The organism is Pseudomonas sp. FSO-7 (assembly GCF_059579345.1).
Map to the genome: position 1 here is coordinate 1,452,107 of NZ_CM184193.1, position 21,580 is coordinate 1,473,686.

Annotated in this window: 21 protein-coding genes; 14 read left to right on the forward strand and 7 right to left on the reverse strand. The window is 60.8% G+C overall.

What is annotated here, in order from left to right; translation table 11 throughout:
• The first annotated feature begins 192 nt into the window (after nt 1-192).
• Nucleotides 193-1,047, forward strand: a complete 855-nt coding sequence (locus AC515T_RS06285) for a D-hexose-6-phosphate mutarotase (RefSeq protein ID WP_496531825.1) — start codon at nt 193-195, stop codon at nt 1,045-1,047.
• Nucleotides 1,048-1,188: 141 nt separating this feature from the next.
• Here the strand turns inward: AC515T_RS06285 and AC515T_RS06290 are convergent, their stop codons facing one another.
• Nucleotides 1,189-2,049 carry a MurR/RpiR family transcriptional regulator gene (locus tag AC515T_RS06290; RefSeq protein WP_170842276.1) on the reverse strand — a complete coding sequence of 287 codons (861 nt, stop codon included), beginning with the start codon at nt 2,047-2,049 and terminating at the stop codon, nt 1,189-1,191.
• 196 nt (nt 2,050-2,245) lie between these two features.
• Here AC515T_RS06290 and zwf point away from each other — a divergent pair, with 196 nt between their 5' ends.
• The 3 genes from zwf to AC515T_RS06305 are packed head-to-tail and all read left to right on the forward strand — an operon-like array spanning nt 2,246 to nt 5,098.
• Nucleotides 2,246-3,715, forward strand: coding sequence for a glucose-6-phosphate dehydrogenase (gene zwf, locus AC515T_RS06295; protein WP_496531826.1), 1,470 nt, complete (start codon nt 2,246-2,248; stop codon nt 3,713-3,715).
• Nucleotides 3,702-4,415 (forward strand): 6-phosphogluconolactonase, encoded by a 714-nt coding sequence (gene pgl / locus AC515T_RS06300; protein ID WP_496531827.1) that lies wholly within the window; start codon nt 3,702-3,704, stop codon nt 4,413-4,415. The genes zwf and pgl overlap by 14 nt, the downstream gene beginning before the upstream one ends.
• Nucleotides 4,416-4,432: 17 nt before the next feature.
• On the forward strand, nt 4,433-5,098 hold the full coding sequence (locus tag AC515T_RS06305; protein ID WP_496531828.1) for a bifunctional 4-hydroxy-2-oxoglutarate aldolase/2-dehydro-3-deoxy-phosphogluconate aldolase: 666 nt from the start codon (nt 4,433-4,435) through the stop codon (nt 5,096-5,098).
• Between the two features lie 237 nt (nt 5,099-5,335).
• Here AC515T_RS06305 and AC515T_RS06310 read toward each other — a convergent pair whose 3' ends face one another.
• Together AC515T_RS06310 and AC515T_RS06315 are read right to left on the reverse strand one after the other, a co-directional pair.
• On the reverse strand, nt 5,336-6,523 hold the full coding sequence (locus AC515T_RS06310) for an aminotransferase class V-fold PLP-dependent enzyme (protein WP_496531829.1): 1,188 nt from the start codon (nt 6,521-6,523) through the stop codon (nt 5,336-5,338).
• A 16-nt stretch (nt 6,524-6,539) separates the two neighbouring features.
• On the reverse strand, nt 6,540-6,776 hold the full coding sequence (locus AC515T_RS06315; protein WP_053119117.1) for a DUF3820 family protein: 237 nt from the start codon (nt 6,774-6,776) through the stop codon (nt 6,540-6,542).
• Between the two features lie 206 nt (nt 6,777-6,982).
• Here AC515T_RS06315 and AC515T_RS06320 point away from each other — a divergent pair, with 206 nt between their 5' ends.
• The 5 genes from AC515T_RS06320 to AC515T_RS06340 all read left to right on the forward strand — a co-directional run bounded on the left by AC515T_RS06320 (nt 6,983) and on the right by AC515T_RS06340 (nt 12,726).
• Nucleotides 6,983-7,453, forward strand: coding sequence for a PA2169 family four-helix-bundle protein (locus tag AC515T_RS06320; RefSeq protein WP_496531830.1), 471 nt, complete (start codon nt 6,983-6,985; stop codon nt 7,451-7,453).
• A 429-nt stretch (nt 7,454-7,882) separates the two neighbouring features.
• Entirely contained in the window at nt 7,883-9,250 is a 1,368-nt protein-coding gene (gene ltrA, locus AC515T_RS06325) for a group II intron reverse transcriptase/maturase (RefSeq protein ID WP_496529475.1), read from the forward strand.
• Between the two features lie 409 nt (nt 9,251-9,659).
• Entirely contained in the window at nt 9,660-11,660 is a 2,001-nt protein-coding gene (locus AC515T_RS06330) for an FUSC family protein (protein WP_496531831.1), read from the forward strand.
• Entirely contained in the window at nt 11,647-11,853 is a 207-nt protein-coding gene (locus AC515T_RS06335; RefSeq protein ID WP_053119123.1) for a DUF1656 domain-containing protein, read from the forward strand. The genes AC515T_RS06330 and AC515T_RS06335 overlap by 14 nt, the downstream gene beginning before the upstream one ends.
• A gap of 9 nt (nt 11,854-11,862) precedes the next feature.
• Nucleotides 11,863-12,726: an efflux RND transporter periplasmic adaptor subunit gene (locus tag AC515T_RS06340; protein ID WP_305482889.1), complete on the forward strand. Its 864-nt coding sequence runs from the start codon at nt 11,863-11,865 to the stop codon at nt 12,724-12,726.
• Between the two features lie 128 nt (nt 12,727-12,854).
• Here the strand turns inward: AC515T_RS06340 and AC515T_RS06345 are convergent, their stop codons facing one another.
• Both AC515T_RS06345 and AC515T_RS06350 read right to left on the reverse strand, forming a co-directional pair.
• Nucleotides 12,855-13,325, reverse strand: a complete 471-nt coding sequence (locus tag AC515T_RS06345) for a MaoC family dehydratase (RefSeq protein ID WP_014336929.1) — start codon at nt 13,323-13,325, stop codon at nt 12,855-12,857.
• A 40-nt stretch (nt 13,326-13,365) separates the two neighbouring features.
• Entirely contained in the window at nt 13,366-14,310 is a 945-nt protein-coding gene (locus AC515T_RS06350; RefSeq protein ID WP_496531832.1) for an alpha/beta hydrolase, read from the reverse strand.
• A gap of 221 nt (nt 14,311-14,531) precedes the next feature.
• Here AC515T_RS06350 and fadD2 point away from each other — a divergent pair, with 221 nt between their 5' ends.
• Together fadD2 and fadD1 are read left to right on the forward strand one after the other, a co-directional pair.
• Entirely contained in the window at nt 14,532-16,220 is a 1,689-nt protein-coding gene (gene fadD2, locus AC515T_RS06355) for a long-chain-fatty-acid--CoA ligase FadD2 (RefSeq protein ID WP_496531833.1), read from the forward strand.
• A gap of 365 nt (nt 16,221-16,585) precedes the next feature.
• Nucleotides 16,586-18,277, forward strand: coding sequence for a long-chain-fatty-acid--CoA ligase FadD1 (fadD1, locus tag AC515T_RS06360; RefSeq protein ID WP_305470038.1), 1,692 nt, complete (start codon nt 16,586-16,588; stop codon nt 18,275-18,277).
• Between the two features lie 140 nt (nt 18,278-18,417).
• Here fadD1 and AC515T_RS06365 read toward each other — a convergent pair whose 3' ends face one another.
• On the reverse strand, nt 18,418-18,795 hold the full coding sequence (locus AC515T_RS06365; RefSeq protein WP_030139341.1) for a hypothetical protein: 378 nt from the start codon (nt 18,793-18,795) through the stop codon (nt 18,418-18,420).
• A gap of 195 nt (nt 18,796-18,990) precedes the next feature.
• Here AC515T_RS06365 and AC515T_RS06370 point away from each other — a divergent pair, with 195 nt between their 5' ends.
• The 3 genes from AC515T_RS06370 to def all read left to right on the forward strand — a co-directional run bounded on the left by AC515T_RS06370 (nt 18,991) and on the right by def (nt 20,844).
• Nucleotides 18,991-19,182, forward strand: a complete 192-nt coding sequence (locus AC515T_RS06370) for a CsbD family protein (protein ID WP_212797252.1) — start codon at nt 18,991-18,993, stop codon at nt 19,180-19,182.
• A 175-nt stretch (nt 19,183-19,357) separates the two neighbouring features.
• Nucleotides 19,358-20,308 (forward strand): YihY/virulence factor BrkB family protein, encoded by a 951-nt coding sequence (locus tag AC515T_RS06375; RefSeq protein WP_496531834.1) that lies wholly within the window; start codon nt 19,358-19,360, stop codon nt 20,306-20,308.
• The gene (gene def, locus AC515T_RS06380) at nt 20,305-20,844 is read left to right on the forward strand and encodes a peptide deformylase (RefSeq protein WP_496531835.1); all 540 of its coding nucleotides are present in this window, start codon (nt 20,305-20,307) and stop codon (nt 20,842-20,844) included. The genes AC515T_RS06375 and def overlap by 4 nt, the downstream gene beginning before the upstream one ends.
• 59 nt (nt 20,845-20,903) lie before the next feature.
• Here the strand turns inward: def and AC515T_RS06385 are convergent, their stop codons facing one another.
• Nucleotides 20,904-21,323, reverse strand: coding sequence for a GNAT family N-acetyltransferase (locus AC515T_RS06385; protein WP_496531836.1), 420 nt, complete (start codon nt 21,321-21,323; stop codon nt 20,904-20,906).
• Nucleotides 21,324-21,580 lie beyond the last annotated feature (257 nt).

Below are 21,580 nucleotides of genomic sequence, written 5' to 3' on the forward strand. Positions count from 1 at the left end.
CAGAACCTGTGGCGAGGGAGCTTGCTCCCGCTCGGCTGCGAAGCAGTCGTAAACAAGGCCAATGCGGTCTGGCTGAGGCACCGCAGTGAATGGCTTTGGGGTCGCTTCTTAACCCAGCGGGAGCAAGCTCCCTCGCCACAAAAAACGCGTGTACCAACGTTGAGTATTGAATGATTTCCAGGACCGCGGCCCATGCATGAGCATCCGCTACAACGCTTTTTCAGATCCTTGCGCGAACGCCCGGTGTTCGCGTGGGAGCGCTATCGGCAGCGCGATGTGTTGGTGATCGATCACCCGTTGTGCCAAGCGGTGTTCAGTCGCCAGGGCGCGCAGTTGCTGCACTTTCAGCCACGAGGCCAGAAGCCGTGGCTGTGGTGCGCGGCCAAATGGCCACACGTCGGCGCGATCCGCGGCGGGGTGCCGGTGTGCTGGCCGTGGTATGGCCGCCATCCCAGCGAAAACGCCTGGCCATCCCACGGTTGGGCGCGGTTGATCGATTGGAAACTGCTCGACAGCCGCAATGATGAAGAGGGTGTGCATTTGCATTGGCAGCTGCAATTGTGCGACTGGCAAGTGGACCTGTATGCCGACCTGGGTGAGCGCATGGAACTGCGCCTGAGCACCGAGCATCAGGACAGCTTGCCATGCCAGTTGAGCCAGGCCTTGCACGCCTATTGGCGTATTGGCGACGTCGGCGAGGTAGCGCTGTCTGGGCTCGAAGGCGCCCAGGGCTATGACCAGTTGAGCCGTGCGGTTTGCCAGCAGGAAGGCGAGTTGCGGGTCGAGGGCGGCTGCCAGCGGGTGTTCCAGCATGAGGGCGAATTGCAGCTCAAGGACCACGCCTGGCAGCGCCAATTGTGCATCGACACGGGCGACAGTGCCGACACCGTGGTCTGGCATCCCGGCACGCGGCCGTTGTTGGGGGTGAGCTGGGATGAGGTCAGTGAATTCGTCTGTGTCGAAGCGGCCAGCGGCGGCACCGACAGCCTGTGCCTGGCGCCGGGGGAGCGGGCGCATTTGAGTTTGCAGGCGCGGGTAGGGGCTTAGTTCGGGATCTGGAGTGTTGCTGCTGGCCCCATCGCGAGCAAGCTCGCTCCCACAGGGGGCTTGTGAACGGCAAAGATCCAGTGTGGGAGCGAGCTTGCTCGCGATAGCGGTTTATCAGGCGACAAGATACCCAAGGTCGAATCAGTTGAACTCATCCCCCACCGGATACCGGCTGGCATTCAGGCTTTCCTTGATCTTGCGCAGGTGCGGCTGGAAGTCCACACCCCGACGCAGGGTCATGCCGGTGGCGAGCACGTCCAGCACGGTGAGTTGGATGATCCGCGAGGTCATCGGCATATAGATGTCCGTGTCTTCGGGCAGGGGGATGTTCAGGCTCAGGGTACTGGCCTTGGCCAGCGGCGAGCCTTCGGCGGTCAGGCCCAGCACCGACGCACCGTTTTCCCGGGCGATGCGCGCCACTTCCACCAGCTCGCGGGTGCGGCCGGTGTAGGAAATGATCACGAACAGCTCGCCGGTATGGGCCACCGAGGCGATCATCCGCTGCATCAGCACATCGGCGTGAGCGGTCACCGCCAGGTTGAAGCGGAAAAACTTGTGCTGGGCATCCAGGGCCACCGGGGCGGAAGCGCCGAGGCCGAAGAAATGGATCTGCCGGGCCTGGATCAGCAGGTCCACGGCGCGACTGATCAAATTGGGATCAAGGGCCTGGCAGGCGCTGTCCAATGAGGCAATGGCACTGCCAAAGATCTTGCGGGTATAGGCTTCCGGATTGTCATCGGCCTCCACCGCGCGGCTGACATAAGCGGCGCCGCTGGCCAGGCTCTGGGCCAATTGCAGCTTGAGCTCCGGGTAACCGCTGACGCCGAACGAGCGGCAGAAACGGTTGACGGTCGGTTCGCTGACGGAAGCCGCCTGGGCGAGGGCGGCGATGCTGAAGCGGGTCGCCTGCTGCGGGTTGAGCAGGATGATCTCGGCCACCTTGCGTTCGGCCTTGTTCAGGTCTTCAAGGCGACTCTGGATCTGTTCCAGTAAATTTCGCACGCGGTCCATACAAGATTCCTAGGAAGACGGGTCTTTGATACGACCCTTTGCGGTGGCCTATCCTACTGATGGCTCCGGCGGACCACCACTCGGAATCGGTATTTTCGAAAAATGTTGTGGTTATTACTACATTTTTCCTTGAGTGATACCTTGAAAAAAGGTATTTGTAGTTTAACTTGATAAAAGAACAAACATCATGCCTTCGATTACGGTTGAACCGTGCACCTTTGCCTTGTTCGGCGCGTTGGGCGATCTGGCCTTGCGCAAGCTCTTTCCTGCCCTGTATCAGCTCGATGGCGCCCAATTGTTGCACGAGGACACGCGAATCATTGCGTTGGCCCGTGAGCCCGGCGGTGAGCAGCAGCACCTGGCATTCATCGCCGCCGAGCTGCGCCGATATGTCGGCGAAAAAGACCTGGACGAAACCGTACTCGAGCGCTTCCTGGCCCGTTTGACCTACCTGCACGTGGATTTCCTCAAGGCCGACGATTATGTCGCCCTGGCCGAAGCGGCCGGTTCGGCCCAGCAGGTCATTGCCTATTTCGCCACCCCGGCGGCGGTGTATGGGGCGATCTGCGAGAACCTGGCGAAGGTCGGCTTGAGCGAGAACACCCGAGTCGTGCTGGAGAAACCCATTGGCTCGGACCTGGAGTCGTCGCGCAAGGTCAACGACGCCGTGGCGCAGTTCTTCCCGGAAAACCGCACCTATCGTATCGACCACTACCTGGGCAAAGAGACGGTCCAGAACCTGATCGCGCTGCGGTTCGCCAACAGCCTGTTCGAAACCCAGTGGAACCAGAACTACATTTCCCATGTGGAAATCACCGTGGCCGAGAAGGTCGGGATCGAAGGCCGCTGGGGCTATTTCGACAAGGCCGGCCAGCTGCGGGACATGATCCAGAACCACCTGCTGCAGTTGCTGTGCCTGATCGCCATGGACCCTCCGGCCGACTTGTCCGCCGACAGTATCCGCGACGAGAAGGTCAAGGTGCTCAAGGCCCTCGCGCCGATCAGCCCGGAAGGCTTGACCACCCAGGTGGTGCGTGGCCAGTACATCGCCGGCCACAGCGAGGGCAAGTCGGTGCCTGGCTACCTCGAAGAACCCAATTCCAATACCCAGAGCGACACCGAGACGTTCGTCGCCCTGCGTGCCGATATTCGCAACTGGCGCTGGGCCGGGGTGCCGTTTTACCTGCGCACCGGCAAACGCATGCCGCAGAAGCTGTCGCAGATCGTCATTCACTTCAAGGAACCGTCCCACTACATCTTCGCGCCCGAGCAGCGTTTGCAGATCAGCAACAAGCTGATCATCCGCCTGCAACCGGACGAAGGGATTTCCTTGCGGGTGATGACCAAGGAACAGGGCCTGGACAAGGGCATGCAATTGCGCAGCGGTCCGCTGCAACTCAACTTCTCCGACACCTATCGCAGCGCACGGATTCCCGATGCCTACGAGCGGTTGTTGCTGGAAGTCATGAACGGCAATCAGAACCTGTTTGTCCGTAAAGATGAAATTGAAGCCGCGTGGACGTGGTGTGACCAGTTGATCGCCGGGTGGAAGAAGTCCGGCGATGCGCCCAAGCCGTATGCGGCCGGGTCCTGGGGGCCGATGAGCTCCATTGCACTGATCACGCGGGATGGGAGGTCATGGTATGGCGATATCTGAAGTGAAACTGCCGCAGGGCGTCAGCGCCCACGAATTCAAGAACCCGGTGCTGTTGGCCGAAGGCCTGGCGCTGAACGTGGCCGAGCAGTTGCGCAATGCGATCGATGCGCGCGGCACGGCGACCCTGGTGGTGTCCGGTGGCCGCAGCCCGGTGGCGTTTTTCCAGCACCTGGCCAAGCAGGCGCTGGACTGGTCCAAAGTCGTGGTCAGCCTGGCTGACGAGCGCTGGGTACCGGTTGAGCACGCCGACAGCAACGCCGGTCTGCTCAAGCGTTACCTGTTGCAGGGGGCCGCGGCCAAGGCCCAGTTCCTGAGCCTCTACAGCGCCAGCGCCCACCTGGAAGCGGCGGCCGAACAGGCCGACCGCTTGCTGGTCGAGCTGCCGCCCATCGACGTGCTGGTATTGGGCATGGGCGATGACGGGCACACCGCCTCGCTGTTCCCCAACAGTCCGAACCTGGCCCAAGCCCTGGACACCCATGGCGCACGCCGCTGCTGGCCGATGCTGGCGCCGACCGTGCCGCACCAGCGCTTGACCATGAGCCGCGCCTTGCTGGCTTCGGCGCAACACAAAGTGCTGTCGATTTCCGGTCAGTCGAAATTGACCACCCTGAACGCTGCGGTGGCGGGTGACGATGTCGCCGAAATGCCGATCCGCGCGTTTTTGCAACCTACGTTAGAGATTTACTGGTGCCCATGAACCAAGGATCAGCCGCTATGACAAACCCATCCCCGACCGTTTCCATGGCGGACAAAGTTGCCCTGATCGACAGCCTCTGCGCCAAGGCGCGGATCCTGCCGGTGATCACCATTGCCCGTGAACAGGACATCCTGCCGCTGGCCGATGCCCTGGCCGCCGGTGGCCTGACGGCGCTGGAAGTGACGCTGCGTTCCCAGCACGGCCTCAAGGCCATCCAGGTGCTGCGCGAGCAGCGTCCGGAACTGGTGACCGGCGCCGGCACGGTGCTCGACCGCCACATGCTGGACGCCGCCGAGGCGGCCGGTTCGCAGTTCATCGTCACCCCGGGCATCACCCGCGATCTGCTCGAGGCCAGTGTCTACAGCTCTATCCCGTTGCTGCCAGGCATCAGCAACGCGTCGGGGATCATGGAAGGCTACGGCCTGGGCTATCGCCGCTTCAAACTGTTCCCGGCCGAAGTCAGCGGCGGCGTCGCGGCCATCAAGGCCTTGGGCGGTCCGTTCGGCGAAGTGAAATTCTGTCCGACCGGCGGCGTGAGCCCAGCCAACATCAAGAGCTACATGGCGTTGAAAAACGTGATGTGCGTGGGCGGAAGCTGGATGCTTGATCCGGAGTGGATCAAGAACGGCGACTGGGCCCGCATTCAGGAATGCACCGCCGAGGCCTTGGCGCTGCTGGACTGATTGTTTTACCGAACCTCGTTGGGTGTTCTACGGTTTTACGGTGCGCTTGGTCGGCGCACCGTTTTTTTTGCCTGGGTTTTTTTGCCGGCACAGATTTCCTGTGGCGAGGGAGCTTGCTCCCGCTGGGCTGCGAAGCAGTCCTGAAACCTGTCACCGCGGTCCTCCAGGTCAGTCTCATCGTGCCTTTTTGGGGCTGCTGCGCAGCCCAGCGGGAGCAAGCTCCCTCGCCACAAGGGACTAGGTACGGCTCAGTTCAAGCAGCGCCTGGGTCAACCGCTCGATATCACTGGCCAAGGTAATCAGCCCCGGGGTGATGCGGATGCACGGCCCGACGCTGGTCTGGCGCACCACGGTGAAGATCCCATGCTCAGTGAGCAGTCGATCGGCCATTGCCTGCTGGTCCGTATGGGCGGTGAAGCGCATCGCCGTGATGCCGCAATAGAGACGCCGGTCATCCGGGGTCATGACTTCGATGCCCGGCACATCGCGCACGGCATTTACCCACAGGTCGCGCAGGTAACACAGGCGCGTGCCTTTGGCCAAGGCGCCGCCCAGGCTCCGGTGTTCTTCGAAGACCAGGGGCAGGGTGAGCAAGGCCGGGATGTTGGGCGTGCTGTGGGGCGTGCGCGAGCGGACGTCGCTGGCGGGGTAGCTGTCTTCGTCCATGTCCGGGTCGATGTCGGCCAATCGCTGTGGGGCGATGTACAGGAAACCCTGGGAGAGCGGGCCGCCGATCCACTTCTGCAGGTTGAACCCGGCAAATTCGATTCCGAGTTTCTTCAGGTCGAAATCGATCTGGCCCAGGGCGTGGGCACCGTCGAGGATGATATCGACGGCAAACTCCCGGGCGTTCTCGGCAATGGCCTGGACCGGCATCACCAGCCCGGTGAGATGGTTGACGTAGGTCAGCGCCATCAGCTTGAGGCGAGGGTAGCGAATGAACGCTTCGCGATAAGTGCCCACCAGGCTTTCGAAACTGGCGGGGTGCTGATGGACGATTTCGATCACCTCCACGCCACGCTGGCGGGCCAGCCAACGCATGGCGCTTTTGACCGAGGCATATTCCACGTCACAGATCAGCACTTGATCGCCCGGTTTGAGGCCGTTGTAGTTGCGAATCAAGGTTTGCAGGGCATCCACCGCGCTGTTGGCCAACGTCACGCTCTGGGGGGAGGCGTGGATCAGCCGGGCCACCTGTCGCCGAATGGCTTCGCCGTGTTCCTGGTCGAAATGCTGGCGCACGTACACGGAGTTGCCGCGGTTGATGAATTCGATGTTGCGTTGGTACTCCTCCACCACAGTGCGGGACATGCGCCCGAAGTAGCCGTTTTCCAGATTGAGCGGCCCGGCGGGGTCGATGTCGTAGCGGTCGACAAAGGTTTGCCAGAAAGCTTCATCGTGGGCGCGCAGCGTGTTTTCGGGCATGGCGGGTCTCAGTCAGTCAATGGCGAGGTTTGGGTAGGCCATGTTTGGCGCGCAGTGGGTCCAGCAGGTCGGACAAGCCGTTGTGGTCGATTTCCTGCATCAATGCCAGCAAACCGCCCAGTTCACCCTTGGGAAAACCCTCACGGGCGAACCAGTTCAGGTACTGACCCGGCAGGTCGGCGAGGATTCGGCCCTTGTATTTACCGAAGGGCATTTGACGTGTGACGAGCAATTCGAGCTTTTCCGGATTCATGGCAATCGTCTTGATTCAAACCTGCCTCGAAAATACAGGCATTCTGCATGCAGGCCAAATGACAGATCATGCAAATAGCGCGGATACAGATTTTCTGTTGTTTATTAACTGTTTGATTTTTAACTGTTTTTAAAGAAGGTTGTGGCTGGCATGGCCGATGCAATATCCCTTGCAGGTTTTCTATTCACCCGCAAAGGAACTGAAAAATGACTGACATCAACAAAGAATCCATCTCCGTCTTGAACGACCTGATCGAGACCAGCAAGGATGGCCAGGAAGGCTTCAAGACCTGCGCTGAAGACATCAAGCATCCTGAACTCAAGTCGCTGTTCGTTCAACGTGCCGCCGATTGCGCAACCGCCGCAGCCGAACTGCAAGCGGCGGTTCGCGCCCTCGGTGGTGATCCGGAAACTTCCACCAGCGTCGCCGGTGACCTGCACCGTCGTTGGGTGGACGTGAAAGCCATGTTCACCGGCAAGGACGAGGAAGCGGTACTCAACGAAGCCGAGCGTGGTGAAGACCATGCGCTCAAGGCCTACAAGGACGCGCTGGAGAAAATCACCAAGCACAACCTGGTCGGTATTCGTGATCTGGTTGAACGCCAGTACCACGGTGTGCAACGCAACCATGACCAGGTCAAGGCTTTGCGTAACCAGGCCCGTGCGCGTGCCAGCTAACAACGCGTCCTGATCCAAAAAACGCCAGCTTTCCTGGCGTTTTTTTGGTGCGCCCAGCATGGGCGCAATCTTGTGGGTGAAAGTCCCGCCGTAAGCTGACCACAGCGAATGAAGTGAAGCGCAACTGCATGAGGGCGACCGAGTGTGGGGAGGAAGCGTGGAGCGAAGCCGTGAGCCGATGAACAAGAACCGGATATAAGGCGAAGCCGACCAGGGTGAGCGGGCCAAAAACCGCGAAACTCTTGTGGTCAAAGGGCGGCTGCGTAGATCCGGCGGCTGTGCGGTGAAGGATTGCGTTCTTACCTGGGGAGATCTCGCCTTATGCCTGAAAGGGCGACGGTGCAAACCGGAGCGAGAAGTCAGCAGAGGCCGTAGTAGTCTTTTTTTCTTTTTTGACGAAGGGCCGAACGAGAGAAAGCGTCATAGGCCATGTTGATGCGAAAGACCGGAAGTCAGATGCCTGCCAAACGCGGGGCGGATGGGAGGGACGCGAGCGGTGAAGCCGTGAGTGCCTCCATCAGCGACGAGGTCAATTGCCCGCAAGATGAATCCTACAACGCAGGGCAAGGGCTGCTGGAACGGGCCTTTGCGAGAGCGAACCTGAAACGGGCTTGGAGACGAGTCAGGGCCAACAAAGGAGCTGCTGGAGTCGACGGTTTGGACATTGAACAGACCGCCAAACTTTTGCAGTCCCGATGGCCTGTGATCTGCGAACAGCTTCTTTCAGGCGTCTACCGGCCCAGTCCGGTACGGCGCGTGGTCATTCCCAAGCCTGACGGCGGTGAACGCGAGTTAGGCATTCCAACGGTCACCGACCGGTTGATTCAACAAGCGCTGCTGCAAGTCCTGCAACCACTGCTCGATCCAACCTTCAGTGAACACAGCTACGGCTTTCGTCCGGGGCGCAGTGCGCAGGACGCCATCCTGGCGGCTCAGCGCCATGTGTCTGCGGGGCTCAAGGTGGTAGTGGATGTTGATCTGGAGAAGTTCTTCGACCGGGTCGACCACGACATCTTGATGGATCGCTTACGCAAACGGATAGCAGATCAGGCGGTCATTCGCCTGATCCGTGCGTATCTGGATGCGGGAACGCTGATCAATGGCGTGGTCGAGAAAAGCCGCCTGGGGACGCCGCAAGGCGGCCCGCTGTCGCCGTTGCTGGCGAACGTGCTGCTGGACGAAGTGGATCGAGAGCTTGAACGCCGAGGTCATAGTTTTGTGCGCTATGCCGATGATGCGAATGTGTACGTTCGCAGTCAGAAGGCCGGGCAGCGAGTGATGTCCTTGCTCAAGTGTCTGTATGAAAAGCTGCACTTGAGCGTCAACGAGAGCAAGAGTGCGGTGACGAGTGCGTTCGGTCGCAAGTTTCTGGGATACGCCTTCTGGGCCTCTCAGGGCGAAGCCAAGCGAGCCGTCTCATTTAAAGCGCAAAAGCAGTTCAAGCAGCGAATACGCTGGCACACCCGACGCTCATGTGGCCGTAGTTTGCAGCAGATCGTCGATGATCTGCGCCCTTACATTCTGGGTTGGAAAGCTTATTTCGGACTGTCGCAAACCCCAGCCGTCTGGCGCGAGCTGGACGAATGGATACGGCACCGATTACGAGCAATCCAGCTCAAGCAATGGAAGCGCGGAACGACGACCTACCGGGCGTTGCGGGCACTGGGGGCGAGTGTGGAAGTCGCGAGGAAGATCGCGGGGAATGCTCGCCGTTGGTGGAGCAACAGCCGGTATGAGCTGAACCGTGTGCTGAGTATCGCCTGGTTCGACAGCTTGGGTTTACCGCGTCTCTCCTGACCTCAATCTCTCGAACCGCCCGGTGCGGACCCGCATGCCGGGTGGTGTGGCAGGGGAACGGCCTATGAAGGCCGTCCCCTATGCCGATTGGGGGCGACTCAGATTGAAGGTGAACACTGTTGTGGCGAGGGGATTTATCCCCGCTGGGTTGCGAAGCAACCCCCTGTGTTCGGGCTGACACCGCGCAGTGATACAGAGGGACTGGGGCTGCTGTGCAGCCCAGCGGGGATAAATCCCCTCGCCACAAGGTCAGGTCGAGGCATTTCAACTCAGCGCCAGACAGAAACAGTGTTTGTTAAATCCATCAATAATCAGCTCTGGACTCTAATAGGTAGCTAGCTAATAATTGCATCGCCTATCCCCCCGCATTGCATCTATTGTTACTGGCGTCCCCCAAAGAGTTTTTCGCGTGCCCATTACCTTCCAGGCCTTGTTCGCCCCCGACCGCCTCGCTTTGCAGTTCGCCATCAAGACCGTGCTTGGCGCCGGGCTGGCGTTGTGGCTGGCGCTGCGCTGGGGGTTGGAGCAGCCGTCATGGGCGCTGATGACGGCGATCATCGTCGCCCAGCCACTGTCCGGGATGGTGGTGCAGAAAGGGTTGGCGCGATTGGTCGGCACGTTGGTGGGCACCGTCATGTCGGTGGTGTTCATGGGCCTGTTTGCCCAGGCGCCCTGGTTGTTCCTGCTGGCCCTGGCGCTCTGGCTGGGCCTGTGCACGGCCTGTTCGACGCTGTTGCGCAGTGCCTGGTCGTATTCATTCGTGTTGGCCGGCTACACGGTGGCGATCATTGCCCTGCCAGCCCTTTCCCATCCGCTGGGGGTGTTTGATCAAGCGGTGGCACGCTGCACCGAGATCAGCCTGGGCATCGTCTGCGCCACGGCGGCCAGTGCCTTGCTCTGGCCGTTGCGGGTCGAGCGGCAACTGGCTGGTCAGGCCCTGGCTGCCTGGCAGAGTGGCATGCAGGCAGCCCGTGCGACCCTGGCGGGCGATGCCCAGGCCCGTAAGGGGTTGCTGGAAATCCTGGGCAGGATCGTCGCGGTGGATGCCCAGCGCGAACATGCCTGGTTCGAAGGCAGCCGGGGTCGACAGCGCGCTCGGGCTATCAGCGGCTTGAGCCAGAAGTTGCTGATGTTGCTGCGGCTTTCGCGCTCGGTGCGCCGGCAGTGGAAACAGCTCGACCCCGAGGAAACTGTGGCGCTCCAGCCGTGGATGAACGAGGTGCGGCAAGCCCTCGACGCCGACAGTGCGACCCTGCAAGCCTTGCGTCCCCGGGTATGGGATGCGTCCCACGACCCGCAGATCAGCGCGGCGCAAAGTTACTGCCTGGCGCGGTTCGCCTTGTTGCTCGATACCGCCCTGGCCGCCTGCGCAGCCTTGACGGCGGTGCAGGAGGGCAGGGAGGCGGCGGATCCACCCCGAACCTTGACGCCCCATCGCGACTTGTCCCTGGCTATGGTCTTCGGCGCTCGCAGCGCCCTGGCGTTCCTGGTCGTTGCCTGTTTCTGGCTGGCGACCGCCTGGCCCGCCGCATCGGGCGCGATGCTACTGACGTGCGTGGTGTGCAGCCTGTTCGCCAGTCGCGAAAACGGCGCGCAGATCGGTATGAGTTTTCTGCGGGGCATCTTTTTGGCCGTGCCGACGGCGTTCGTGATCGGCGAGCTCATACTCCCGCAGTGGAGCAGTTTCGCGATGCTGTGCCTGGCCATGGGCGTGCCGTTGTTTTTCGGGGCATTGGGCATGGCCAAGCCGCAGATCTTCGCCACGGCGACGTCGTTCTGCCTGCATTTCGTGGTGCTGATATCGCCACTCAACACCATGAAGTACGACGTCGCGGCGTTCTTCAACAACGCCCAGGCCATGATGATTGGCGTGGGCGCGGCGGTGCTGGCCTTCAATCTGCTGATTCTGCGCAATCCGGCCTGGCACAGCCGCCGCCTGCTGGCCGCGACCCTTCACGACCTGGTGCGCCTGACCCATCGCCGCCTGCAGGGGGCCGAGAGTTGGTTCGGCGGGCGCATGGCCGACCGGCTGTTGCAGCTGGCCAGGCATTACCCTGAACTGCCGGTGCAGGCGCGTAGCCGTTGGGATGATGGTTTGCTTGGCCTGGACATGGGCGATGAGCTGTTGCATTTGCGCCTGAGCCTGGCCGTCGCCCAAGTGCCCGATACCCGGGCGCAGCGACGTTATTTCGAAGCGCTGGAGCAGGTGCTCGAGCGCGGTCCGGCCGGCGGCCAGGCCGATGCGCTGGCCCCGGCGAGCGCCGAGTTCCTGAATGTGTTGTCGACCCAGCCGCCCAGCGACGCCCTGAAGCTGGCCCAGGGCGCGGTGGTGCAATTGCAAAACAGTTGGCGCGCCTGGTGCAGCCAGCACGAACCTGAACGACGGGAGCACAGCCATGGGCTTGCGTGAGTGGTCGATGGGCGGGGTGTTGCTCAGCCCGTTCCTGATTTATGTGGTGCTGGCGCTGCTGGTGACCGGCGCGCTGCGCCTGTTGCTCAGCCTGGTGCCGGCCGGGCGGTGGATCTGGCATGAAGCCTTGTTCGACTGCGCCCTGTATGTCTGTGTCCTGACTGTCATTACCGTGGTCCTCGGGCCGCTATAGGAGTTGAACATGCGTACCTCCGTACGTGTCGCCGTCACGCTGTGCATGGTGGCCGTGGCGATCTTCGCCGGCTTTCACCTGTGGCAGTACTACATGCTCACGCCCTGGACCCGCGATGCGCGGATCCGCGCCGACGTGGTGGTGATTGCACCCGACGTGTCGGGCTGGGTGCGTGAGCTCAAGGCGGTGGATAACCAGCAGGTCAAGGCCGGCGATCTATTGCTGAGCATCGACCGCGAGCGTTTCGAGGCGGCGGTGGAGAAGGCCCGGGCCGTGGTCCAGACACGCCAGCAGCAACTGAGTCTGCGCGAACACGAAGCCAGTCGCCGCGCCGCCCTGGGGCCCCAGGCCATCAGTGCCGAACTGCGGGAAAACGCCCAGATCAACGCCGGCATCGCCCGCGGCGAACTGCGCGAAGCCCAGGCCGAGGCCAAGGTCGCCGAGCTCAACCTGGCCCGCAGCCAGGTCCTGGCCCCGCGCAGCGGCCACATCACCAACTTGCGCCTGGCCGAAGGCAACTACGTGAATGCCGGGCAGCCGGTGATGGCGCTGATCGACGACTCGACGTTCTATGTGCAGGCCTATTTCGAAGAAACCAAATTGCCCAGGATTCGTGTGGGCGATCCGGTCAAGGTCTGGCTGATGAGTGCCGGCCATGCGCTGGAGGGGCATGTCGAAAGCATCAGCCGCGGCATTACCGACCGCAACACCAACCCCGATGCGCAGTTGCTGGCGGAGGTGGAGCCGACCTTCAACTGGGTGCGCCTGGCCCAGCGGATCCCGGTGCGGATCAAGTTGGACAAGGTGCCGGAGGGCGTGAACCTGAGCGCCGGGATGACGGCGAGCGTGCAGGTGCGCGAAGACCAACCATAAATGTGGGAGCAAGGCTTGCCCGCGATGAAGATGACTCGGTCTCTCAGGGAACCGAGGCGCCTGCATCGCGAGCAAGCTTTGCTCCCACACAGTGGCTCGCCACAGTTCATTCGCTTTAGAGGGGGTAATCAGCCGACAGTGATCGCCGGCAGCGTCGGCAAAGTCACGGTCTGCTGCTTGCGCGGGGCGAGGATTTCGGCTTCGCCGTCCACCACCAGCTCGTCGCGCTGGTTGAATACGCGTGTGGCGATACGCACTCGGAACTTCGGCAGTTTTTCCAGGATTTCCAGGCGCACGGTCAGGGTGTCGCCGATTTTCACCGGTTTCTGGAAGCTCATCTGCTGGCCGATATAGATCGTGCCCGGCCCAGGCAGCTCGCACGCCACCGCCGCGCTGATCAGCGCACCGCTGAACATGCCGTGGGCGATGCGCTCCTTGAACATGCTCGCCGCCGCGAATTCGGCGTCCAGGTGCACCGGGTTGTGATCGCCCGACATTGCCGCGAACAGCTGGATGTCGCGTTCCTCGACGGTCTTGCTGTAGCTGGCGGTCTGGCCGATTTCGAGGGCTTCGTAAGGGGTGTTGGTAACCTGGGTCATCTGTTTCAGATCCTGTGGAATAAAGAAAAACGCTGCAAGCCTACTCGCTGCGGGGCGGCCGCTTGTGGTCCAAGGCCTGGGCAATCCAAGCCAGCACGTCAGCGGTCACTTCATCGCGGTTGGTTTCATTGAACAATTCGTGCCGGGCCTGCGGGTAGATCGTCAATTGCAGGTGCTGGCTGCCGGCGTCGCGCAGGGCGTCGGCCAGATCCTTCAGACGCTTGCCTTCGCTCACCGGATCACATTCGCCACCGATCACCAGCAGGGGCAGGCCCGGATCGATCTGGGCGAGATTGGACGCTTTGCTGATTTGCTGCAAGCCGCCGAGCAGGTCGACCCACAGTTGATTGGTGCAGCGAAAGCCGCACAGCGGGTCGTGGACGTACTTGGCGACTTCGGCCGGGTCACGGCTGAGCCAGTCGAAAGGGGTACGCGTGGGTTTGAATTTCTTGTTGAAACTGCCGAACGACAGCCACTCGATCAAGGCACTGCGCCCCGTCGCACCCTGGCGCCGACGTTCGAAGCGGGCGATCAGGCGAGCGCTGCGGTAGAGCGCCACCGGTTGGAAGTTCGAGCCGCTGAGGATCGCCCCGTGCAGGCTGGCGCTGTGATGCAGCAGGTAACCTTGGGCGATGTAGCTGCCCATGCTGTGGCCCAGCAGCAGGATGGGCGTATCGGGATGTTGCTGGCCGATGTGATGGTTGAGGCTGGCCAAATCACCCACGACCTTGGCCCAGCCGTCCTCGTCGGCGAAGTGGCCGAGAATCGCTTCCTCGCCGGTCTTGCCATGGCCGCGCAGGTCCATCGCGTAGACACCGTAGCCTTCCTCGCACAGCGCCTGGGCCAGGCGGGCGTAGCGGCCGCTGTGTTCGGCCATGCCGTGGGCCAGCATGATCACCGCCAACGGGGCGGTTTCGGGCAGCCACTGGTTGACGAACAGGCGGCTGTGGTCGGTCGCGGTCAGCCAGAACGTTTGGTGGATCATGGCGATTCCTTTGCACAAAGTCAGACGCAGCGTTGCTGCATTGTATAGCGCATCCGTTGCGTCTCGCCTGTTCAGACCACAAGGCGGGAATATTCACACAATCTATGACGCAGGTTGCCATATTTGCCTGATTGGCCATAGCTGCTAGTGTCCCAGAAGCTCCGCCTCTGCAAGCGATACAGACGCGGCCCGGATATGCTCAGGTAAAGAGGACAAAAACAATGCAGCCTGATTTCTGGAATGACAAACGCCCAACCGGCGTGCCCCTGGATGTCGACCTCGGGGTCTACAAGTCGGTGATCGAGGTGTTCGAGCGTTCCTGCAAGAAATTCGCCGACCGCCCGGCGTTCAGCAACATGGGGGTGACCCTCACCTATGCCGAACTCGAGCGCTACAGCGCAGCCTTCGCCGGTTACCTGCAAACCCATACCGACCTGGCGCCGGGTGATCGTATCGCGGTGCAGATGCCCAACGTCCTGCAGTACCCGATCGCCGTGTTCGGTGCCTTGCGCGCCGGGCTGATCGTGGTCAACACCAACCCGCTGTATACCGCGCGGGAAATGCGTCACCAGTTCAAGGACTCCGGTGCCCGGGCGCTGGTGTACCTGAACATGTTCGGCCAGAAAGTCCAGGAGGTGTTGCCCGATACGGACCTGCAGTACCTGATCGAAGCGAAGATGGGCGACCTGATGCCCACCGCCAAGGGCTGGCTGGTCAACACGATGGTGAGCAAGGTCAAGAAAATGGTCCCGGCCTATTCGCTGCCCCAGGCCATTTCCTTCAAGAGCGCCTTGCGCCTGGGACGCGGCCAGGGCATCAAGCCGCTGAACGTCAGCCTCGACGATATTGCGGTATTGCAATACACCGGCGGCACCACCGGGTTGGCGAAGGGCGCGATGCTGACCCACGGCAACCTGGTGGCCAACATGCAACAGGCCCGGGCCTGCCTGGGACAGCTCGGCGATGACGGCCAGCCGCTGCTGCGCGAAGGCCAGGAGGTCATGATCGCGCCACTGCCGCTGTACCATATCTATGCATTCACGGCGAACTGCATGTGCATGATGGTGACCGGCAACCACAACGTGCTGATCACCAATCCACGGGACATCGGCGGCTTCATCAAGGAACTGAAGAACTGGCGTTTCTCGTTGCTGCTGGGGCTCAACACGCTGTTCGTGGCGTTGATGGACCATCCGGATTTCAAGACGCTGGATTTTTCCCACCTCAAGGTCACCAACTCCGGCGGCACCGCGTTGATCAAGGCCACCGCCGAGCGTTGGCAGCAGATCACCGGCTGCGGCATCACCGAGGGGTATGGCTTGACTGAAACCTCGCCGGTGGCGAGTGCCAATCCTTATGGCGGCAAATCCCGGCTGGGCACGGTGGGGATGCCGGTGCCGGGCACGCTGATGAAAGTGATCGACGACGAGGGCGTCGAGCAGCCCCTGGGCGAGCGTGGCGAGCTGTGCATCAAGGGCCCGCAGATCATGAAAGGCTATTGGAACAAGCCCGAGGCCACGGCCGAAGTGCTGGACAGCGAGGGCTGGTTCAAGTCTGGCGATATCGCGGTGATCGACCCGGACGGCTTTGTGCGCATCGTCGACCGCAAGAAGGACATGATCATCGTCTCGGGCTTCAATGTGTACCCCAATGAAATCGAAGACGTGGTGATGGCCCACCCCAAGGTGGCCAACTGCGCGGTGATCGGCGTGCCGGACGAACGTTCGGGGGAGGCGGTGAAGTTGTTCGTGGTGGCCCGGGAAAGTGGAGTCAGCCTTGAAGAACTCAAGGCCTACTGCAAGGAGAACTTCACTGGCTACAAGATCCCCAAGCACATCGTGTTGCGGGACTCATTACCGATGACACCGGTGGGCAAGATCCTGCGGCGGGAGCTGCGGGAGATCGCCTGATTAGAGAAGACCCTGGAAACCCTGTGGGAGCGAGCTTGCTCGCGATAGCGGTAGATCAGTGACAGAGTTATTGGCTGACACACCGCCATCGCGAGCAAGCTCGCTCCCACAGTTTCTTGCGTATCCAGAGCGATTTAGCGGGATTTGGAATTTTTACTCTAAAAATGACCATTGAATGGTCATGAGTCATGTTTATGACTGTGGGGGTTGTTTTTGGCTCTAGGCGACCCTCGGCAAAGCTGCTACTCTCGGCGCGCTTTTGTGACTTCTCGGCCTTGATTCAAGCCAGATTCACCAATAAACACACACCAATAATAATCGCATCAAATGCGGTGAGAATTCGCGTTGCTGAGGAGTGGGCTTCCATGATCGAAGACTTTTGGAAGGATAAGTACCCAGCTGGGATTGCTGCCGACATCAATCCAGACGAGTATCCGAATATTCAGGCGGTGTTGAAGCAGTCCTGCCAACGCTTTGCCAACAAGCCGGCGTTCAGCAACCTCGGCAAGACGATCACCTACGGTGAGCTCTACGAGTTGTCCGGGGCGTTTGCCGCGTACCTGCAACAGCATACCGATTTACAGCCGGGCGATCGAATCGCCGTGCAACTGCCCAACGTTCTCCAGTACCCGGTGGCGGTGTTCGGTGCGATCCGTGCCGGGCTGATCGTGGTCAACACCAACCCGTTGTACACCGCGCGGGAAATGGAACACCAGTTCAACGACTCCGGTGCCAAGGCGTTGGTGTGCCTGGCGAACATGGCGCACCTGGCCGAAACCGTGGTGCCGAAGACGGGTGTCAAGCACGTCATCGTCACCGAAGTCGCCGACCTGCTGCCGCCGCTCAAGCGCCTGTTGATCAACAGCGTGATCAAGTACGTCAAGAAGATGGTCCCGGCTTATCACTTGCCCAAGGCCGTCAAGTTCAACGATGTGCTGAGCAAAGGCCACGGCCAGCCGGTGAACGAAGCCAACCCCACCAGTGACGATGTGGCCGTGCTGCAATACACCGGCGGCACCACCGGCGTGGCCAAGGGCGCGATGCTCAGCCACCGCAACCTGGTGGCGAACATGCTGCAGTGCAAGGCGCTGATGGGCTCCAACCTCAATGAGGGTTGTGAGGTGCTGATCACGCCGCTGCCGCTGTACCACATCTATGCCTTCACCTTTCATTGCATGGCGATGATGCTGATCGGCAACCACAACATCCTGATCAGCAACCCGCGCGACCTTTCGGCGATGGTCAAGGAGCTGTCGAAGTGGAAGTTCAGCGGTTTTGTCGGCCTCAATACGCTGTTCGTGGCCCTGTGCAACAACGAAGCCTTCCGCAAGCTGGACTTCTCGGCGCTGAAAGTCACCCTGTCTGGCGGCATGGCCCTGCAACTGGCCGCGGCCGAGCGCTGGAAAGCGGTGACCGGCTGCCCGATCTGCGAAGGTTATGGCATGACCGAAACCAGCCCGGTGGCTACCGTCAACCCGATCCAGAAAATCCAGGTCGGTACCATCGGCATTCCCGTGCCGTCGACGCTGTGCAAGGTGATCAATGACGCGGGCGTCGAACAGCCATTGGGCGAAATCGGCGAGTTGTGCGTGAAAGGTCCGCAGGTCATGAAGGGCTACTGGCAGCGCCAGGAAGCCACTGACGAGATCCTCGACAGCGAAGGCTGGCTCAAGACCGGTGACATTGCGCTGATCCAGCCGGACGGCTACATGCGCATCGTCGATCGCAAGAAGGACATGATCCTGATCTCCGGTTTCAACGTGTACCCCAACGAGCTGGAAGATGTGCTGGCCACCCTGCCGGGCGTGCTGCAATGCGCGGCCATCGGCATACCGGACGAGAAGTCTGGCGAGGCGATCAAGATCTTCATCGTCGCGCGGCCGGGTGTCACGCTGACCAAGGAACAGGTGATGGAACACATGCGTGCCAACGTCACTGGCTACAAGGTGCCCAAGGCCGTGGAATTCCGCGATGCCTTGCCGACCACCAACGTCGGCAAGATCCTGCGGCGCGAGTTGCGGGATGAAGAACTCAGGAAACTGGGGTTGAAAAAGTAAGATCGCAGCCAATAAAAGGCCCCGTCGATGCGGGGCTTTTTATTGCGCGGCAATGTCTGGGGCGTGGCAGCTTTTGTGGCGAGGGAGCAAGCTCCCTCGCCACAACAGCGCCTCTGCAACACTAACCTGTGTAGAGAGCCTTACAACCTGAACTGCGCAAAATCCAGGTTGGTGCCACCCGGCCGCATATCCTGCAGGTAGGAATCCTTGTCGGCGCTCAATTCCAGGCTCAGGGCTGCCTTGCGTTTGCCTTGGTTGCGCACTTCCAGGCCTTCCATTTTTTCGCGCAGGAACACGGTCGGCACCTTCAGGTGCAGCAGCTCATCGGTGGCCGGCGTGTGCAGCAGCAGGTGGATCCATTCGTACTGACCGATGGCCAGGCGTGCCACCGGGATATCGAACCAGAAGATGTTGCGGTTGCGGTTCAATTCGCTGAAGTGGCAGTTATTGACGCCCAGTACGGCGCCGCCCAGTTCTTGGTTTCTGCGGGCGATGGCCTGCTTTTTATCGAGTTTCATAACGTTCCTACGAGATTGGAGCTTCAGGCCGCAGCCTGAATACGTGGGGCATTCTCGGGGGTGGATCGGCAAACATAAAGCGCAACCTGCATCTGACGATGAAATGCGCTGCTGAAAAAATGAAACTCCCCGCAAACGGCCTCGGTCAACCCTTATGTAATGACTTTTCGTACAGTTGTTAACAGGAGAGACATCATGGGTAGCACAAGCGATAAAGTGAAGGGCGTTGCCAACGAAGCCGTCGGCAACATCAAACAAGGCGTCGGCAAGGCCACCGACAATGACCGCATGCGCGCCGAGGGCGTGGTCCAGGAGAAAAAAGGTGAGGCCCAGCAAACCGTGGGCAAGGCCAAGGATGCACTCAAGAAAGGCGTTGACAAGGCATAACCGGCCTGTTGAAAAAGCGATTGGAACGGCCATCCACGGGTGGCCGTTTTCATGTCGGCTCGAACTTGCTCCGGGGAAATTGTTCCAAAGTCGCCAAACAGGTTACTTTTGTCTTGGATAGCAACCCCGTGAGTCGCCAGGCGACCTTCCTTTTTTGCGGCGAAAGGAGACGCACATGATGTTCCCGGCCTTGAAAGGCTTGCCTTTGCATCGTGTGATGATGCGCACCGTGACCGAGTTTCTCGACGACGAGATGTCGACCTACGCCTCGGCATTGGCCTACCAGATGCTGTTTTCGCTGTTTCCGTTCATTCTCTTTCTGATCGCGTTGATCGGCTTCCTGCACCTGCCGGACTTCTTCTCCTGGCTGCGCCTGCAATCGGAGCTGGTGCTGCCACCCCAGGCCCTGGAGCAGGTCAACCCAGTGATCGACCAACTCCAGCAATCCAAGGGCGGCTTGTTGTCGGTAGGTATCGTCATTGCCTTGTGGACCGCTTCGGCGGGCGTGCGGCTGATGATGAGCGCAATGAACGCCGCCTATGACGTCGTGGAAGGTCGTCCGGCCTGGAAGCGCTTTCCGCTGTCGATCTTCTACACCGTCGGCATCGCCGGCATGCTGCTGGCCGCTGCGGCGCTGATGGTGCTCGGGCCGCAGGTGATGGGATGGATTGCAGCCCAGGTCGGCTTGGAAGAGTTCATCGTCACGCTCTGGACGATCGTGCGCTGGCCGGTGATCGTGTTCTTGCTGATGGTGGCCGTGGCGCTGATCTATTACGTGATGCCCGACGTCAAGCAGGAGTTTCGTTTCATCACGCCGGGGTCGGTGCTGGCGGTGGTGGTGTGGATCATCGCCTCCCTGGGTTTCGCGTTTTACGTCAAGACCTTTGCCAACTACAACGCCATGTATGGCAGCATCGGTGCGATCATTGTGCTGTTGCTGTACTTCTACATTTCTTCGGCGGTGCTGTTGCTCGGCGCGGAGATGAATGCGGTGATCGAGCACATGTCCACCGAGGGCAAGGACCCGGGCGAAAAGAGCCCGGGTGAGCACGAAAAACAGCACGTGTCGGGCCTGGGCCGCGACCATTCCATTCCTCACACCCACCCTGACGAAGCCCGACCATGATCCGTGACATCCTGAAAATGGGCGACGAACGCCTGCTGCGAATCGCCCCGCCGGTGCCCGCCGAAATGTTCGACAGCCCAGAATTGTGGCAATTGATCGACGACATGTTCCAGACCATGGAAAGCGTCGGCGGTGTCGGTCTGGCGGCGCCGCAGATCGGCGTCGATCTGCAGTTGGTGATCTTCGGTTTCGAGCACAGCGAGCGTTACCCCGACGCCGAGGCGGTACCCCAGACCATCCTGATCAACCCGCTGATCACCCCCCTGGGCCCGCAGATGGAAGAGGGCTTCGAAGGTTGCCTGTCTGTGCCAGGCTTGCGTGGGGCGGTGGATCGCTACCAGCACATTCGCTACGAAGGCTTCGATCCCAAGGGCGATCCGATCGTGCGTTACGCGTCGGGCTTTCACGCGCGGGTGGTGCAGCATGAATGTGATCACCTGATCGGGCGCTTGTACCCGTCGCGCATTACGGATTTCAGTAAGTTCGGCTTTACCGAAGTGATGTTCCCGGACCTGGACCCGACTGCAGACGATTGATACCCCACCACCAAACTCTGTGGGAGCGAGCTTGCTCCCACAGTGGGCTCTGTCGATCTTTAGGGTTTTGTAGGCTCCAACCCCATCGCAATCATCGGCTTGCTGCGCGCATACCGGCTCAGACGCTCAGCCATGGCATAAGGCAGTTCGGGATCGAAGCTGAACCCGCGCCGCTCATAAAAGCCGCGCAAATCCGGGTGGCAGAACAGCCACACCGGTCCTTCGACACCCTTCACCGCTTCAGCGATCAACCGCGCCGCAATCCCTTGTTCGCGATACGCCGGGTCGACCAACAACCCCGTCAACCAATGCCCGCCCGAGACCGGACGCAGGCACAGCGCTGCGACGACTTCATTCCGACGCGCCACCCACAGCTGCGCTTCCCGTACCGCTTTCATCGAGGATTGGTGGGCGCGGTAAAACTTGTTCATCAGCGGCCACAGCGGCTCTTCGAGCTGTGTGTAATGGATTTGGGACATGGCAGGGTCGCGGGCGATAAGGGGAGGGCGATTATAAAAGAACGCAGGAGCGGCGATAGGTGTATACCTGACTTCACATCCCGTATGACTGGAGTACGTATCATGGCCAAAGGCATGGATTCAAAAAAAGCGGCAAAGAAAAAACCGGCGAAGACGGCCGATGAGAAGCGCGCCGACAAAAAAACCAAGAAGGTGAACCTGTTCGGTCATTGAGTCGGTACCGCTTCGGCGGGCCTCAGGATTGAGCTGGGGCGGTC

Excerpts from the sequence above, each read along its gene's own strand:
- AC515T_RS06285 (WP_496531825.1), top strand. The coding sequence starts at position 193 with ATGCATGAGCATCCGCTACAACGCTTTTTCAGATCCTTGCGCGAACGC.
- zwf (WP_496531826.1), top strand. The coding sequence starts at position 2,246 with ATGCCTTCGATTACGGTTGAACCGTGCACCTTTGCCTTGTTCGGCGCG.
- pgl (WP_496531827.1), top strand. The coding sequence starts at position 3,702 with ATGGCGATATCTGAAGTGAAACTGCCGCAGGGCGTCAGCGCCCACGAA.
- AC515T_RS06305 (WP_496531828.1), top strand. The coding sequence starts at position 4,433 with ATGACAAACCCATCCCCGACCGTTTCCATGGCGGACAAAGTTGCCCTG.
- AC515T_RS06310 (WP_496531829.1), bottom strand. The coding sequence starts at position 6,523 with ATGCCCGAAAACACGCTGCGCGCCCACGATGAAGCTTTCTGGCAAACC.
- AC515T_RS06315 (WP_053119117.1), bottom strand. The coding sequence starts at position 6,776 with ATGAATCCGGAAAAGCTCGAATTGCTCGTCACACGTCAAATGCCCTTC.
- AC515T_RS06320 (WP_496531830.1), top strand. The coding sequence starts at position 6,983 with ATGACTGACATCAACAAAGAATCCATCTCCGTCTTGAACGACCTGATC.
- ltrA (WP_496529475.1), top strand. The coding sequence starts at position 7,883 with ATGTTGATGCGAAAGACCGGAAGTCAGATGCCTGCCAAACGCGGGGCG.
- AC515T_RS06335 (WP_053119123.1), top strand. The coding sequence starts at position 11,647 with ATGGGCTTGCGTGAGTGGTCGATGGGCGGGGTGTTGCTCAGCCCGTTC.
- AC515T_RS06340 (WP_305482889.1), top strand. The coding sequence starts at position 11,863 with ATGCGTACCTCCGTACGTGTCGCCGTCACGCTGTGCATGGTGGCCGTG.
- AC515T_RS06345 (WP_014336929.1), bottom strand. The coding sequence starts at position 13,325 with ATGACCCAGGTTACCAACACCCCTTACGAAGCCCTCGAAATCGGCCAG.
- AC515T_RS06350 (WP_496531832.1), bottom strand. The coding sequence starts at position 14,310 with ATGATCCACCAAACGTTCTGGCTGACCGCGACCGACCACAGCCGCCTG.
- fadD2 (WP_496531833.1), top strand. The coding sequence starts at position 14,532 with ATGCAGCCTGATTTCTGGAATGACAAACGCCCAACCGGCGTGCCCCTG.
- fadD1 (WP_305470038.1), top strand. The coding sequence starts at position 16,586 with ATGATCGAAGACTTTTGGAAGGATAAGTACCCAGCTGGGATTGCTGCC.
- AC515T_RS06365 (WP_030139341.1), bottom strand. The coding sequence starts at position 18,795 with ATGAAACTCGATAAAAAGCAGGCCATCGCCCGCAGAAACCAAGAACTG.
- AC515T_RS06370 (WP_212797252.1), top strand. The coding sequence starts at position 18,991 with ATGGGTAGCACAAGCGATAAAGTGAAGGGCGTTGCCAACGAAGCCGTC.
- AC515T_RS06375 (WP_496531834.1), top strand. The coding sequence starts at position 19,358 with ATGATGTTCCCGGCCTTGAAAGGCTTGCCTTTGCATCGTGTGATGATG.
- def (WP_496531835.1), top strand. The coding sequence starts at position 20,305 with ATGATCCGTGACATCCTGAAAATGGGCGACGAACGCCTGCTGCGAATC.
- AC515T_RS06385 (WP_496531836.1), bottom strand. The coding sequence starts at position 21,323 with ATGTCCCAAATCCATTACACACAGCTCGAAGAGCCGCTGTGGCCGCTG.